14 protein-coding genes are annotated in these 14,986 nt (G+C 69.1%); 9 read left to right on the top strand and 5 right to left on the bottom strand.

All coding sequences use genetic code 11. The features are described 5' to 3' along the window. Positions 1–163 precede the first annotated feature (163 nt). Entirely contained in the window at positions 164–1,894 is a 1,731-nt protein-coding gene (ilvD, locus tag ASG60_RS13010) for a dihydroxy-acid dehydratase (RefSeq protein WP_056173966.1), read from the top strand. Then, entirely contained in the window at positions 1,881–2,777 is an 897-nt protein-coding gene (locus tag ASG60_RS13015; protein WP_056173969.1) for a tetratricopeptide repeat protein, read from the top strand. The genes ilvD and ASG60_RS13015 overlap by 14 nt, the downstream gene beginning before the upstream one ends. Positions 2,778–2,807: 30 nt before the next feature. Here the strand turns inward: ASG60_RS13015 and ASG60_RS13020 are convergent, their stop codons facing one another. Next, the gene (locus ASG60_RS13020; protein WP_056264214.1) at positions 2,808–3,434 is read right to left on the bottom strand and encodes a glutathione S-transferase family protein; all 627 of its coding nucleotides are present in this window, start codon (positions 3,432–3,434) and stop codon (positions 2,808–2,810) included. A 90-nt stretch (positions 3,435–3,524) separates the two neighbouring features. Beyond that, the gene (gene xth, locus ASG60_RS13025; RefSeq protein ID WP_056173974.1) at positions 3,525–4,313 is read right to left on the bottom strand and encodes an exodeoxyribonuclease III; all 789 of its coding nucleotides are present in this window, start codon (positions 4,311–4,313) and stop codon (positions 3,525–3,527) included. 108 nt (positions 4,314–4,421) lie between these two features. Here xth and ASG60_RS13030 point away from each other — a divergent pair, with 108 nt between their 5' ends. The 3 genes from ASG60_RS13030 (at position 4,422) to glpX (ending at position 7,706) form a co-directional block, all read left to right on the top strand. Beyond that, complete coding sequence (locus ASG60_RS13030) at positions 4,422–5,126, top strand: ceramidase domain-containing protein (RefSeq protein ID WP_056385904.1); 705 nt, start codon at positions 4,422–4,424, stop codon at positions 5,124–5,126. Between the two features lie 151 nt (positions 5,127–5,277). Further along, positions 5,278–6,600: a homoserine dehydrogenase gene (locus ASG60_RS13035; protein WP_056173980.1), complete on the top strand. Its 1,323-nt coding sequence runs from the start codon at positions 5,278–5,280 to the stop codon at positions 6,598–6,600. Between the two features lie 113 nt (positions 6,601–6,713). After that, positions 6,714–7,706 (top strand): class II fructose-bisphosphatase, encoded by a 993-nt coding sequence (glpX, locus tag ASG60_RS13040; RefSeq protein ID WP_056173982.1) that lies wholly within the window; start codon positions 6,714–6,716, stop codon positions 7,704–7,706. Between the two features lie 18 nt (positions 7,707–7,724). On the opposite strand, the gene ASG60_RS13045 is transcribed toward glpX, so the two are convergent. From ASG60_RS13045 to ASG60_RS13055, 3 genes are all read right to left on the bottom strand, one after another. Then, positions 7,725–7,973 carry a YARHG domain-containing protein gene (locus ASG60_RS13045; protein WP_200947671.1) on the bottom strand — a complete coding sequence of 83 codons (249 nt, stop codon included), beginning with the start codon at positions 7,971–7,973 and terminating at the stop codon, positions 7,725–7,727. 207 nt (positions 7,974–8,180) lie between these two features. Beyond that, entirely contained in the window at positions 8,181–9,050 is an 870-nt protein-coding gene (locus tag ASG60_RS13050; protein WP_056173988.1) for a tetratricopeptide repeat protein, read from the bottom strand. Positions 9,051–9,315: 265 nt separating this feature from the next. Next, on the bottom strand, positions 9,316–11,190 hold the full coding sequence (locus ASG60_RS13055; protein ID WP_056385906.1) for an ABC-F family ATP-binding cassette domain-containing protein: 1,875 nt from the start codon (positions 11,188–11,190) through the stop codon (positions 9,316–9,318). Between the two features lie 294 nt (positions 11,191–11,484). On the opposite strand from ASG60_RS13055, the gene ASG60_RS13060 reads away from it, so the two are divergent. The 4 genes from ASG60_RS13060 to ASG60_RS13075 are packed head-to-tail and all read left to right on the top strand — an operon-like array spanning position 11,485 to position 14,958. Continuing rightward, entirely contained in the window at positions 11,485–12,171 is a 687-nt protein-coding gene (locus tag ASG60_RS13060) for a Crp/Fnr family transcriptional regulator (RefSeq protein WP_056092281.1), read from the top strand. A gap of 3 nt (positions 12,172–12,174) precedes the next feature. Next, on the top strand, positions 12,175–13,263 hold the full coding sequence (locus ASG60_RS13065) for an ABC transporter ATP-binding protein (protein WP_056385908.1): 1,089 nt from the start codon (positions 12,175–12,177) through the stop codon (positions 13,261–13,263). A 13-nt stretch (positions 13,264–13,276) separates the two neighbouring features. After that, positions 13,277–14,173, top strand: a complete 897-nt coding sequence (locus tag ASG60_RS13070) for an ABC transporter permease subunit (RefSeq protein WP_056385910.1) — start codon at positions 13,277–13,279, stop codon at positions 14,171–14,173. Then, positions 14,170–14,958 carry an ABC transporter permease subunit gene (locus tag ASG60_RS13075; protein ID WP_056174000.1) on the top strand — a complete coding sequence of 263 codons (789 nt, stop codon included), beginning with the start codon at positions 14,170–14,172 and terminating at the stop codon, positions 14,956–14,958. Before ASG60_RS13070 ends, ASG60_RS13075 begins: the two co-directional genes overlap by 4 nt. Positions 14,959–14,986 lie beyond the last annotated feature (28 nt).

A 14,986-nucleotide genomic window follows, 5' to 3' on the forward strand; every position in this document is an offset into this window, starting at 1 on the left:
CCGTGCGGTAAACGGTAGTCCCCCCAACGATTTACCGCAGAGTTCCGAGTCATTCGACGAGTGAACCACGTGGGTTCGCACGCCACCCGCGTGGGGTCGTGCGGCACACCGGACGACCGGACCTCATGTCCAAGCGTAGCAGGCCGGGGCGGCGAGATTGACCATGGACGCGCGCACCACCGACAAGTCCAAGCTTCCGAGCCGTCACGTGACGGAGGGACCCGAGCGCGCGCCCCACCGCTCGTACCTCTATGCCATGGGCCTCACCAAGGAGCAGATCCATCAGCCGCTCGTCGGCGTGGCTTCGTGCTGGAATGAGGCGGCGCCCTGCAACATCTCGCTGATGCGTCAGGCCCAGGCCGTGAAGAAGGGGGTTTCGGCCGCCAACGGCACCCCGCGCGAGTTCTGTACCATCACGGTCACCGACGGTATCGCCATGGGGCATGCCGGCATGCGCGCCTCCCTGCCGTCCCGCGAAGTCATCGCCGATTCCGTCGAACTCACCATGCGCGGCCACGCCTACGACGCCCTCGTGGGGCTGGCCGGCTGCGACAAGTCCCTGCCCGGCATGATGATGGCCATGGTGCGCCTCAACGTGCCGTCGATCTTCATCTACGGCGGCTCGATCCTGCCCGGCTCGTTCCGGGGTCGGCCCGTCACGGTGCAGGACCTGTTCGAGGCCGTGGGCAAGGTCGCGGTGGGCGATATGTCCCTCGACGACCTCGACGAGCTGGAACAGGTCGCCTGCCCCTCGGCCGGCGCCTGCGGCGCCCAGTTCACCGCCAACACCATGGCGACCGTCTCCGAGGCCATGGGTCTGGCGCTGCCATACTCGGCCGGTGCCCCGGCTCCCTACGAGATCCGCGACAGATTCTGCATGACGGCGGGCGAGAAGGTGATGGAGCTCATCGCCAAGAACATCCGTCCGCGCGACATCGTCACCCGCAAGAGCCTCGAGAACGCGGCGGCGGCGGTGGCCGCTTCGGGCGGCTCCACCAACGCGGCCCTGCACCTGCCGGCCATCGCGCACGAATGCGGCATCAAGTTCGACCTGTTCGACGTCGCCGAGATCTTCAAGCGCACGCCCTACATCGCCGACCTGAAGCCGGGCGGGCGCTACGTCGCCAAGGACATGTTCGAGGTCGGCGGCATCCCGCTTCTCATGAAGACGCTCCTCGACCACGGCTTCATGCACGGCGACTGCATGACGGTGACCGGCCGCACCATGGCGGAGAACATGGAGCGGGTGCACTGGAACCCGGACCAGGACGTGGTGCGGGCCGCCAACACGCCCCTCACACCCACGGGCGGCGTCGTCGGCCTGCGCGGCAACCTCGCCCCCGAGGGCGCCATCGTGAAGGTCGCGGGCATGCCGGCATCCGCCCAGGTCTTCACCGGCCCGGCCCGGGTGTTCGATGGCGAGGAGGCCTGCTTCGAAGCGGTCCAGAAGCGCACCTACAAGGAAGGCGAGGTTCTGGTCATCCGCTACGAGGGCCCGAAGGGCGGCCCCGGCATGCGCGAGATGCTCTCGACCACCGCGGCTCTGTACGGCCAAGGCATGGGCGACAAGGTCGCCCTCATCACCGATGGCCGGTTCTCGGGCGCGACGCGCGGGTTCTGCGTCGGCCATGTCGGGCCGGAAGCCGCCATCGGCGGCCCCATCGGCCTGATCCGGGACGGCGACGTCATCACCCTGGATGCGATCAACGGCACCCTCGACGTCGCCGTGAGCGACGAGGAGTTCGCCACGCGCCGGGCCGCTTGGACGCCGCGGACCAACTCGGCGACGTCCGGCTACCTGTGGAAGTACATGCAGACCGTCGGTCCTGCCGTGGACGGCGCGGTGACCCATCCGGGCGGCGCCGAGGAGACGCACACCTATGCCGACATCTAGGACCGCCCTCGGCCGCCCCGTGCGGCCGGACCGGGCCGCCCCGGATCGGCCGACGCGCGGACGGCTGCGCGTCGCCATGGCGGCCGGGCTCCTGTTCCTGTGCGGAATGCCCGTGGAGGCGCTCGACGCCACTGCACGCACACCTGTGCCCCCGGCGGGCTATCGCACCGCCCGCGAGGCCCTGCGCTCGGGCGTGCGCGACTACAACGCCGGCGACAAGGAAGGCGCCGCGCGTGCCCTCGAATACGCCGCCGGCCAGGGCCACGCCCTCGCCCTGTGGAAGCTCGGCCGCATGTACGCCGAGGGCGACGGCGTGCCCCACGACGACCTCAAGGCGTTCGAGTTCTTCTCGCGCATCGCCGACGACACCACCGACGACGGGCCCGACGCTCAGAATTCGGGCGTGATGGCCAGCGCCTTCACGGCTTTGGGCGCCTACTTCCTCGACGGGATCAAGGGCACCTACGTGCGCCCCAACCCCGAGCGCGCCTACGACATGTTCAACTACGCGGCGTCGTATTTCGGCGACCCGAACGCCCAGTACAACCTCGCCCGGCTCTACCTCGACGGCACCGGCGTCGAGGCCGATCCGCGCCAGGCCGCGCGGTGGTTCAACCTCGCGGCCGAGAAGGGCCACGCCCCGGCTCAGGCGCTCCTCGGCGAACTCCTCATCAACGGCCAGGGCGTGCCGAAGCAGCGCGCCCGCGGTCTGATGTGGCTCTCCCTGGCGCGCGAGGCCGCGCAGGGCCGTAAGGACGACTGGATCGTCACCCTGTACGACAAGGCCTGGACGGCCGCGAGCGAGGACGACCGCCTGACCGCCCAGGCACAGGCCCTCCAGGCGCAGGCCCAGGTCACCGGATCGGCCCGGCGCCGACGCTGAGGTACAAGCCGCAGCGTCGGGCCGTCCGGCCTACGGGTTCGTGCGCGCCGCGAGCGCCGTGATGAAGGACGGACGCTCCAGGGTCGTGGCGACGTAGCGGGCGAGCTTGGGCCAACGCACGGCATCGACCTTCTCGTCGGCCAGGTGCAGGTTGTGGAAGCCGGTCACCACCGAGATATCCGCGATGCTGAAAGCGTCGCCCACAAGGTACGGCCCGTCGATCTGCGCTTCGAGGTAATCGTAAATCTTCGGCAGATCCTCGTTCAGCGCCTTCGTGACAGCGGCTTCGTCGCCCGGCTGGCCCAGCAATTTGGGCTTCACGACCCGGTTGGCGAAGGGGGCGATGATCACCGGAAACATTTCCGTATCGCCGAACTTGTCGAACCAGACCGCCCGGCCGCGTGCCTTGGCTTCCGTTGGCAACAGCGGCGGAGTCGGATGTTTCGCCTCGATGTAGAACAGGATTGCGGACGAATCCGCGAGGAGGAAACCGTCGTCGTCCATGGCCGGGATCTTGCCGAGCGGGCTGGCGGACTGAAAGTCGGCGTCGGGATCGTGGAAGAACAAGGGAATGTGCTCGGCGCTCTGACCCTTCTCGGCAAGCGCCACGAGGACCTTGCGGACGTAAGGGGAGTAGCCGGTACCGTAGAGTTTCACGTGGGAAGGCTCCTGTTCCAGAGGGACGCGGCGTGGCAACCCGCCACCGGCCCCTTGGTTCAGGAAAAACCGACCCGAGCGGGATGCAGGTCAGGCGAGTTCCACCGTCACCGGTACGTGGTCGGACGGTTTTTCCAGCCCGCGCAGATGCTTTTGTACCGAGGCCGAGACCAAGCGATCGGCGGCCCGGGGCGAGAGCAGGAGGTGATCGATGCGAATGCCGGCATTCCGGTTCCAGGCACCGGCCTGATAATCCCAGAACGTGTAGAGGCCGGGCTTCGGATCGCAGGCCCGTAAAGCCTCGGTGTAGCCCTCGGCCAGGAGCGTGCGGAAAGCCGCACGGGTCTGGGGCAGGAAGAGCGCGTCATTCACCCAGGCCGCCGGATCGGACGCGTCCTCGGGCTCTGGGATGACGTTGTAGTCGCCTGCGAGCACCACGGCCTCCTCGCTGGTCAGAAGATCGCGGGCGTGGTGCCGCAGGCGCTCCAGGAACGCGAGCTTGTAGGGGTATTTCGGGCTGTCGACGGGATTGCCGTTGGGCAGGTAGAGCGAGGCGACCCGCACGGGTGCCGTATCGTCCCCCGTGATCAGGCCTTCGATGTACCGGGCCTGCTCGTCGGTCTCGTCGCCGGGCAAGCCGCGCCGGACCTCGCTCAGCACGAGGGGGGCCCGCACCAGCAGGGCGACGCCGTTATAGGCCTTCTGCCCCAGGGTCTCGACGGCATACCCCGCCCCTTCGATCTCGGCGCGCGGGAATGCCTCGTCCTGGCATTTCAGTTCCTGGAGGCAGACCACATCGGGCTTGGCCTCGTCGAGAAACGCCACGAGGTGGCCGACCCGCTGCTTGATGGAATTGACGTTCCACGTGACGATCCGCATGGGGCTTGATGTCCTGAACCTCGGCGTCGCCCGTCATCGGGGCTTCGCGCAGCGGTGGCAAGCCGTCGGGGCGATCGCGAAGTCGAAGATGGACCGGGGAAAAAGGATATGCCCGACACGTGGTTCGCGCCGCTCCAGGCCTATTGCGAGCGAACCGACGCGACATTCTGGGCCGAGCCCATCAACGCGGTCTCGAACGCGGCCTTCCTGGCGGCCGCGTTCGCGGTGATGCGGCACGAGGGGAGGGGCAGGCGACCCGACGCTCCCGTGCGAATGCTGGCCGGACTCGTCGCCCTGGTCGGCCTCGGCTCGTTCCTATTCCATACCCTGGCGGTACGCTGGTCGCTCTTGGTAGACGTCGTTCCCATCGCGCTGTTCATCCACGCCTACTTCTTCCTGGCCTTGCGGCGCTTCTTCGATCTCGGGGCGGGGCCGGCCCTGGGTCTGACGTTGCTGTTCGCTGGGGTCGGCTTCGGTCTGGAACCGGCGTTGACGGCCTTGAGCGGCAGCGATGTCGATGCCGTCAGCAACGGCTCCATCGGTTACGTCCCGGCGATCCTGGCGCTCTTCGGCGTCGGCGCCGGTCTCGCCCGCTCGCACGGAATCCCTCAAGCACCGGCGCGGCACGGGGCCGGGCGGGCGCTCCTCGGCATCGCCGCCCTGTTTGGCGTCTCCCTGGCTTTCCGGACCCTCGACCGGAGCCTGTGCGCGAGCGTACCTCTGGGCACGCATTTCCTATGGCATGTCCTCAATGCCGGCGTCCTCTACGGGCTCCTCGTGACAGCCCTTCGCCACGGCGCACGGAAGGCTTGAGCACGCCGTCGGCGGGTTTGTTGCACCCCCTGGAAATTCGTTGCAGAAGAGCCCGCCGCTCCCGACCGGGGCGAACGGAATGCCCCGTGGACGGTCGCCCTGTGCCGGGCAAGCCCTGGACGGGCCACTGGAAGATGACGGATCGCGCGCCATGAAACAGCCCCTCCGCCTCGGAGTCGCCGGCCTCGGCACCGTCGGTGCCGCCGTGGTCCGCATGGTCGCCCGCCGGGCCGACGCGCTCGCTGCCGCCAGCGGCCGCGAGGTCCGGGTCGCCGCCGTGTCGTCGCGTGATCGAGGCCGAGACCGCGGTCTCGACTTGACGGGCGTCACCTGGTTCGACGACCCCGTGGCACTTGCCGCGAGCCCGGACATCGATTGCGTGGTCGAGCTCATCGGTGGCGCCGAGGGTCCGGCGAAAGCCACGGTGGAAGCGGCACTCGCGGCCGGCAAGCACGTGGTCACGGCCAACAAGGCGTTGCTGGCGCGGCACGGCGCCGCCCTGGCCCGGGCGGCGGAAGCGAAGGGCGTCAGCCTCGCCTACGAGGCGTCCGTCGCCGGCGGCATCCCGGTGATCAAGGCCCTGCGCGAGGGGCTCACGGGCAACGCCGTGTCGCGCGTCTACGGGATCATGAACGGCACCTGCAACTACATCCTCACGCGGATGGAGCGCGAGGGCCTGACCTTCGAGGCCTGCCTCAAGGATGCGCAGGCCCTCGGCTACGCCGAGGCCGACCCGACCTTCGACGTCGAGGGCTTCGACACCGCCCACAAGCTCGCCATCCTCACGAGCCTCGCCTTCGGCGTGGAGATCGACGCCGAGGGCGTGTCGGTGGAGGGCATCTCGGCGATCCAGCCCCTCGACCTCACCATGGCGGAGGAGCTGGGCTACCGCATCAAGCTGCTTGGGGTCGCTCAGGTCGCAGAGGGCGGGATCGAGCAGCGCGTACACCCGACCATGGTGCCGAAATCCTCGGCCATCGCCCAGGTGATGGGTGTCACCAACGCGGTAACGATCGACGCCGACGCGGTCGGTGAACTCACCCTCATCGGCCCCGGTGCCGGCGGCGAGGCCACGGCCTCGGCGGTCGTCTCCGACATCACCGACATCGCGGCGAACGTAAACCGCCCGACCTTCGGCCGACCCAACGCGGATCTCGGCCCCTCCCAGCGCGTCGCCATGCAGCGGCACGAAGGCGGCTACTACATCCGCCTCACGGTCCACGACCGGCCCGGCGTCGCCGCGGGTGTCGCCACCCGCATGGCCGAGCGCGACATCTCCATCGAGAGCATCCTGCAGCGCCGTTCGGAGAGCGCGGCCTCCAAGGACCCGCACGGCCGCTCGGGCCAGCCCGTACCCCTCGTGCTGATCACCTACGCGGCCACCGAAGGAACCATCCGCGCGGCCCTCGACGCCATCGCGGCCGATGGTCTGCTGGCGGAGGCGCCCCAACTCATCCGGATCGAGCGGGAATAGGCGCCCGGCGCAAGATTTCGCTGGAACACCGGAAGAAAACGCCCGGAACAGTAGTGTTTCTCGAACTTTAGTTCATAGAGAGCGCACGAACGGCGAGAGGCGCGGACAGGTCCATGGCGTACGGCAAGACACCCCCCGGCGGTACGGTCGATCGTACCCTGGCCCTGGAACTGGCACGGGTCACGGAGCGCGCCGCCATCGCCGCCGCCCATCTGCGCGGCCAGGGCAAGGAGCGGGAGGCGGATCAGGCCGCCGTCGATGCCATGCGGGTCGAGTTGAATACGCTTCCCATCGACGGCACCGTGGTGATCGGCGAGGGCGAGCGCGACGAGGCGCCGATGCTCTACATCGGTGAACGCCTCGGCACCGGAGCGGGCCCGAAGGTCGATATCGCCGTCGATCCCCTCGAAGGCACCACCCTGTGCGCCAAGGACATGCCCGGCGCCATCGCGGTGATGGCGCTCGCCGAGGCCGGGTCCTTGCTGGCCGCCCCCGACGTCTACATGCAGAAGATCGCCATCGGCCCCGGTTATCCGGCGGGTCTCGTCGATCTCGATGCCAGCCCGGCCGACAACATCGCCGCCCTGGCGCGCCACAAGGGGATCGACCCCGCCCAGATCACCGCCATCATCCTCGACCGGCCACGGCATATGGCCCTGGTCGCCGCCGTGCGGGCGACGGGCGCCGGTATCCGCCTGATCTCGGACGGCGACATCGCCGCCATCATCCACACCACCAGCCCGGACGAGACCGGCGCCGACATCTACCTCGGCATCGGTGCCGCCCCCGAGGGTGTCATCGCCGCCGGGGTGCTGCGCTGCATCGGCGGCCATATGCAGGGCCGGCTCATCCTCGACAGTCACGAGAAGCGCGAGCGCGCGGCACGGATGGGCATCAGCGACCCGAACCGGAAGTACGAGCTCCACGACATGGCGCGCGGCGACGTCATCGTGGCGGCCACGGGGGTCACGGACGGAGCCCTCCTGAAAGGCGTGCGGTTCAAGCAAGGGCACGTCGAGACCGAGACGGTGGTCTATCGCTCGGCCACCGGCACCGTGCGCCGGATCATCGGCGAGCATCGCCGGACCCGACCCTTCGAAGGCTGACGATGGGACGGCCGGGACTCAGTCCCGGCAGCCGTTCCGTTGCTCTTCACGCACGATATCGGCAATCTTCGCGCGATCGCGGGCGGAAAGCGGGACATCGCGGATTTCGTCGTAGCGGCAATCGGCGTTGCCGAAAGCCTTGATGCCGCGGGCCGTCTTGAAGCAGTAGCCGGCCTCGGCATAGACGGCATTGCGCTCGCCCCAGAACGCGTCGCACGGAAAGGCAGCCCAGGCCCGGTGCGGCAGTCGGGACGAAAAGGCAGACAAGGATCAGACGACGCAGCATCGGAGAGCTCCCATGGATGCGCGATCCTGCCGCGTTTTCACGATGCCGCACATGTCCTCAGCCGTAAATTCCGAGCCGAGATTGCCCGGAGGCAGGCAAGCTTTCCCAGGCGGGGGCTCTCCGAGGCCCAAGAACTCCGCTCGATTGCTCCGGACCAGGCCGAGCCCGCTATCGAGCGGAGGCTGCCGTCAGTTGAAGAGCGAACCCACACCGCCCTGGACGCGCCCGAGGCCCTGCTTGGCGATGGGATTGCCGGGGTCGAGCTGCGCGGCGCGCTGGTAGCTCTCCATCGCCTCCTTGCGGCGGTTGGACTTCTCGTAGGCGACGCCGCGATAGGCCCAGGACGTCGCGTCCTTGTTGTTGACGTTGAGCGCCGCGTTGTAGTCCTCGATGGCCTTGTCGAACTGGTTGGTGGCAATCAGGCTCTGGCCGCGGGCGGCGTAGGGAGCGGCGACGAACGGGTTGCGGTCGATGGCGGCGTCGAAGTCACCGATGGCCTGGGTGTTCTGGTTCTGCTTCTGCCGCACGAGCCCACGCGCGTGATAGGCCTCGGCGGATTCCGGCGTCAGGCGGATCGCCTGGTTGAGGTCGTTGCCGGCGCCTTCGAGGTCGCCCTGGGCGCGCAGCACGTTGGCGCGGCCGATATAGGCCGGGCCGTAGTTCGGGTCCGCCGCGATGGCCTTGGAGAAATCTCCGAGCGCAGCGTCGTTGCGGCCGATCTGGCGGTTGGCGAGCGCGCGGTTGTTGTAGGCCGAGGCCGAGTTCGGATCGATCTGCACCGCCTTGGTGAAATCGCCGATGGCGTCGTTGAACTGGCCCGAGCGCGCATAGGCCGCGCCGCGCGTGACATAGGCGGCGGCATCGTTCGGGTTGCGCTGGATCACTTCGCTGAGCGAGGCGATGTTCACGTTGGTGGCGCCCGTGGTGTCGGTCTCGAGGACGGCGAACTGCTTCGGCGCACCGGCATTGCCATAGGTCTCGCACCCACCGAGCGCGACCGCCACGAGGGCGGCCCCGATCAGCCCCGCCTTCGATGCCCGCAGCGTCAGAACCGTCATGAACCCGCTCCCCCCGGGCGTCCGTGCCCTGCACGGTACCGCCCAACCAACTTGTGCCCGAACCTGAGGCCGCCCCGATCCGCGAGCCCGCGCCGGAACGGTCGCGCATCGCGGTGAACGCACACTTAAGAAAGCGCCGTTCCCGACCCTCAAGCCCGGCGATGTGGCGAACGTATGGCTCGTGACACCGATGGGCTCCGGGGAGCCCCGGCGCCGGTCAAACGCTTCGGCCGTGTGGTGCCGGAGCCGCAGGTCAAGGCCTCCGTCAGGCTTCCGCGGCCTCGATGGCGCCGCTGAGCTCGAGCCACTCCTCCTCGGCCGATTCGAGGGCGCTGGCGGCGTCGGAGCGCATCTTCGCGAGTTCGCCCGCCTTGGCGGCGTTGGCCTGGAACGCGGTACCATCGGCGAGCGCCGCGTCGATCTTGGCCATGGCCTCGGCGAGCTTCTTCATGCGCGCCTCAACCGCCTCGATCTTCTTGCGCAAGGGAGCGAGGGCCACCCGGCGTTCGGCATTGGAGCGCCGCTCCACCGCCTTGACCCCGCCGGCCGCCTCGGACGCCTCCTTCTCCGCCGGCCGCTCGGGACCGGCGAGGACGAAGCGGCGATAATCGTCCATGTCGCCGTCGAAGGCCTTCACGCTGCCATTGGCGACGAGCCAGAGCCGATCGGCACAGGCCTCGACCAGGAAGCGGTCGTGGGACACGAGGATCACGGCCCCTTCGTAATCGTTGATCGCCTCGACCAGGGCCTGCCGACTCTCGATATCGAGGTGGTTCGTCGGCTCGTCGAGGATGAGCAGGTGCGGCCCCTTGAAGGCCGCGAGGCCCATGAGGAGACGTGCCTTCTCGCCACCCGAGAGCTGGGAGACGGGCGTTTCGGATTTCGTGCCCGAGAAGCCGAGCCGCGCAGCGGCGGCGCGGGCCTTGGATTCCAGCACGTCCGGCATCAGGTCTCGGACATGGGCGTAGGCGCTCTCGGCGGGGCGCAACTCGTCGAGTTGGTGCTGGGCGAAGTAGGCGACCTCCATCTTGCCCGAGCGGCGCATCTCCCCGCTCAACGGCGGCAGGCGTCCGCCGATGAGCTTGCAGAAGGTCGACTTGCCGTTGCCGTTCGCCCCGAGCAGGGCCACGCGGTCGTCGGGGGCGAGGGACAGGTTGAGCCCCGACAGCACGATGCGGTCGGGGTAGCCGGCCTGGACCCGCTCCATGGCGACGATGGGCGGCGAGAGCGGCCGCTCCGGACTCGGCAGGCGGAAGGCCGGCACGTCGTCCTCGATCACCGATGCGATGATTTCCATCTTGGCCAGCCGCTTGACGCGGGACTGCGCCTGCCGCGCCTTCGTCGCCTTGGCCTTGAACCGATCGACGAAGCTCTGGAGATGCGCCCGCTCGGCGTCCTGCTTCACCTTCGCCTTGGCCTGGAGCGTGCGCTTCTCGGCGACCTGGCGGGCGAACGAGGTGTAGCCGCCCCGGTAGATCGCGAGCTTGCCCCGGTCGAGGTGCAGGATGTGGTCGACGCACTCGTCCAGCAGGTCCCGGTCGTGGGAGATGATCACCGCCGTGCGCGGATAGCGTTCGAGGTAGTCGTACAGCCAGATGGTGCCTTCGATGTCGAGGTAGTTGGTCGGCTCGTCGAGCAGAAGCAGGTCGGGCTCGGAGAACAGCACCGCGGCGAGGGCCACGCGCATGCGCCAGCCACCCGAGAAGTCGGAGCACGGGCGGCCCTGCGCCTCGGCATCGAACCCAAGGCCGTGCAGGATCGCCGCCGCGCGGGCGGGTGCCGAATGCGCTTCGATGTCCACGAGCCGGGTCTCGATCTCGGCCCGGCGCAGGCCGTCGGCGTGTTCGGCATCCGCCATCAGGCGCGCGCGCTCGGTGTCGGCCGCGAGCACGACGGCGTGCAGGGTCTCGGGGCCGGCCGGGGCCTCCTGGGCGACGGCGCCGATGCGCATGCCCTTGGGCATCGACACGGTTCCGCCCTCCGTCGGCAACTCACCGAGGATCGCCCGGAACAGGGTGGTCTTGCCGGCCCCGTTGCGGCCGACGAGCCCGACCCGGGCCCGGTCCGGAATGACGAAGGTGGCGCCGTCGAGGATCAGGCGCTCGCCGATGCGATAGGTAAGGTCGTTGACGCGCAGCATGGACGGCGTTCTGGCGCCGTGCCCCGGCCGTGGCAAGCGTCGCACCGCGGTTTCGAACCCTCCCGGACGGTTTCCCCGCCGGCGCGCCGGATCGGACGCGTTCCGAGGCGGCGGGATCGGCGCGGGGCGGGCCTATCCACGCCGATCTGGGAGGCGGCGGCTTGACCGCTCCAGACCCGGCGGTCACCATCGCGGCGCGGTAAGGACCTGTCAGGTGCCGGGCTAGAATGCCGGATCGGCGGCGATCCCCTTGAGGTCAGGATCGGGCGCAGGGCGCCACCAGGAGTTTTTTCGATGAGTCGGCTGGCGACAATCCCGTTCTTCAAGGAACCGGGAATCGAGTTGTCGTCCTATGAGACGCGCTGTCATTGGCGCCGGTTCGACGAGAACGAGGTCCTGGTCGACTACGACGACGTCTCAACCGACGTGTACTTTCTCGCCTCCGGCGAGGTTCGCATCCTCAACCGGTCGCAATCCGGCAAGGAGGTGATCCTCGGCGAGATGCGCGGCGGCGCGTTCTTCGGCGAACTCGCAGCACTCGATGGCATCGGCCGTTCGGCCAACGTCACCGCGCTGACGCGGGGCGAGGTCTGCGTGGTGCCGGCGCCGATCTTCCGCCAGATGATCTTCGCCTCGGAGGCCATCGCCGACCGGCTGTTCCGCCTCCTCGCCAAACGCGTGCGCGAACTCAACACCCGCATCATGGAGCACGCGCTCCTCGATCTGCGTCATCGCCTCTACGCCGAACTGCTCCGCCTCTCGGTGCCGCGCACGGGCGGGGACGGCGCGCGCGTCGTGACCCCACCGCCCTATCACCACGTGCTCGCCGCCCGCATCGGCTGCCGGCGCGAGCAGGTGACCCGCGAATTCACCGTCATGGCGGCCGACGGTCTCATCGACCGCACCCGCGGTGCCCTCGTGATCCGCCGGCCGGACCTGCTGGAGGCCCGCGTTGCCGAGGCTCTGCGGGAGGACAGTTGAACCTTGGGCGATACCGGTTCGGTGCCCCGCCTCGGTCTGGAGGGAGTCACGAAGCGTTTCGGCGACGGGGTCGCCGTAGCGGATGTGTCGCTGGCCCTGGCGGCGGGGGAATTCTTCTGCCTGCTTGGGCCATCGGGCTGCGGCAAGAGCACGTTGCTGCGTCTGATCGCGGGTTTCGAGACGCCGAGCACCGGGCTCATCCGGGTCGATGGTCTGGATCTGGCAGGCCTGCCGCCGCATCGGCGGCCGGTGAACATGATGTTCCAGTCCTATGCCCTGTTCCCGCACAAGACCGTCGCGGGCAACATCGCCTACGGCCTCGATGGTCTGAGCCGGACGGACAGGAGCGCCCGGGTAAAGACCCTGCTGGCCCGCGTGCGCCTGGAGAACTTCGAAGACCGCAGGATCGAGACCCTGTCCGGCGGCCAGCGTCAGCGCGTGGCCTTGGCCCGCGCTCTGGCCCGCGAGCCGGGCGTCCTTCTCCTCGACGAGCCCCTCGGCGCCCTCGATCGGGGCCTTCGCGAGGAGACGCAAGGGGAGTTGCGCGCCCTTCAGCGCCGGCTCGGCACCACCTTCGTCATGGTCACGCATGATCCCGGCGAGGCGATGGCGCTGGCCGACCGCATCGGGGTGATGGATCGGGGCCGCCTCGTGCAGGTGGGCGACGCCGCCACCCTGTACGAACGTCCCGCGACCCGCTTCGTCGCCGGCCTGCTCGGCGACGTGAACCTGATTCCCGGCCGGATCACCGGGCGCGACGGCGAGTGGATCGTGGTCGAGACCGGGTTCGGCCCGCTGCGCGCCCGTGCCTCCGAATCCGCCCCGGGGGAGGGGGAAGCGGCCACCCTCGCCCTTCGCCCGGAACGGATCGGCATGGATGCCTCGGAGGGACCCGCCGGCACGATCACGGAGGTGACCTACCTCGGCGAGCGCGTGCGCAGCCAGGTCCGCATGAACGACGGTACGCTCCTGCGGGTGAGTACGCCGGCGGCGAGCCATGCATTCGGCCTCCAGGCCCGGGACCTCCATGGCCCAGGCGACACGATCCGCCTCGACCTCGCCCCCGAGGCCTGCCGGATCCTACCGCCATGATCCGGTTGCCGGCATGATCAGACCCGCCCGCCTCCTGGCCCTGGTACCGGCCCTGTGGCTCGGAGCCTTCGTGCTCCTGCCGGCCCTGATCATCCTCAAGATCAGCCTCTCCTCCGCGGCCACGGCCCAGCCGCCCTACCTGCCCGTGCTCGATTGGAGTGCGGGCCTGGAGGGGTGGAGCAGCTTCCTCGAAGCCCTCGATTTCACCAATTTCGAAACCCTCCTGAGCGATACCCTCTACCGGGACGCCGCCCTGTCGTCCCTGGCGCTGGCAGGGCTCGCGACACTGATCCTGGCGCTGATCGGCACGCCCATCGCCCATGCCATGGCGCGCGCGCCGGAGCGGGCGCAACCCCTGCTGGTCGCCCTCGTCATCGTGCCGTTCTGGACGAGCTTCCTCATCCGCATCTACGCCTGGATCGCGATCCTCAAGCCGGAAGGCCTCCTGAGCGGCGCCCTCCTGCGCCTCGGACTGGTCGACCGCCCCCTGGAGATCCTCGGCACGCAAGGGGCGATCCTCATCGGGCTGACCTACGCCTATCTGCCGTTCATGGTGCTGCCGCTCTACGCCGTCATGGCGCGCCTCGACCCGCATCTGCGCGAGGCCGCGGCGGACCTCGGCGCCTCGCCGGCGCGGGTCTTCTGGAGCGTGACCTTGCCCTTGGCGCGGCCGGGCCTCATGGCCGGAGCGCTCCTGTGCTTCGTGCCGATGGTCGGCGAATTCATCATCCCGGATCTGCTCGGCGGCTCCGACACCCTGATGCTCGGTCGCGTTCTGTGGAGCGAGTTCTTCTCCAATCGCGACTGGCCGCTGGCGTCCGCGGTGGCGATCCTCATGCTCGCCCTCCTGGTCGTCCCCATGGTTCTCCTGCGCGACTCCGGCGCGCGTCCAGGGGAGGCGGGGCGGTGAGCGTCTTCGGCCGCCTTTCCTTAAGCCTCGGCCTCGCCTTCCTGTACGGGCCGATCTTCGTTCTCGTGGCGTACTCGTTCAACGCCTCGGCGCTGGTCACGGTCTGGGGTGGATTCTCGACCCGCTGGTACGGCGTGCTGTTCGCCGATGGGCCGTTGCTCGCCGCCGCAACCGTGTCCCTGCACGTCGGCGTCGCGGCGGCGGCGCTCGCCACCCTGTTCGGCACCTTCGCGGCGCTCGCCCTCGATCGCGGCGGACGTTTCCCCGGTCGGCCCGTCTTCGGCGGCCTTCTCTACGTTCCCATGGTCATGCCTGAGGTCGTCACCGGGCTGGCCCTGCTGCTGCTGTTCGTCGGAACCGGCTTCGAGCGCGGCCTCGTCACCCTCGTGGTGGCGCACGCCACCCTCGGCCTCGGCTTCGTCGCGGTGATCGTCGGTGCCCGGTTGAAAGGCATCGACCGCGCCCTGGAGGAAGCGGCCGCAGATCTCGGCGCCGGGCCGCTGCGTGTGTTCGCCACGGTCACCCTGCCGCTCATCGCTCCGGCAGTGGCGGCGGGCTTCCTGCTGGCCTTCACCCTGTCCCTCGACGATCTCGTGATTGCGAGCTTCGTCACCGGACCGGGCGCCACCACTCTGCCGATGCGCCTCTACAGCCAGGTCCGCCTCGGGGTGAACCCGGAAATCAACGCCGCCTCGACACTGCTGGTCGGTGGCGTCACCACCATCGTCCTCACCGCCTCATGGCTGTCGGCACGTCCCGCACGATCTTCGGTGAAATCCGTCTGATCGCCGCGCGATGCGGGCGACCATCGGC

It is taken from the genome of Methylobacterium sp. Leaf469 (assembly GCF_001424745.1).
Classification (GTDB): domain Bacteria; phylum Pseudomonadota; class Alphaproteobacteria; order Rhizobiales; family Beijerinckiaceae; genus Methylobacterium.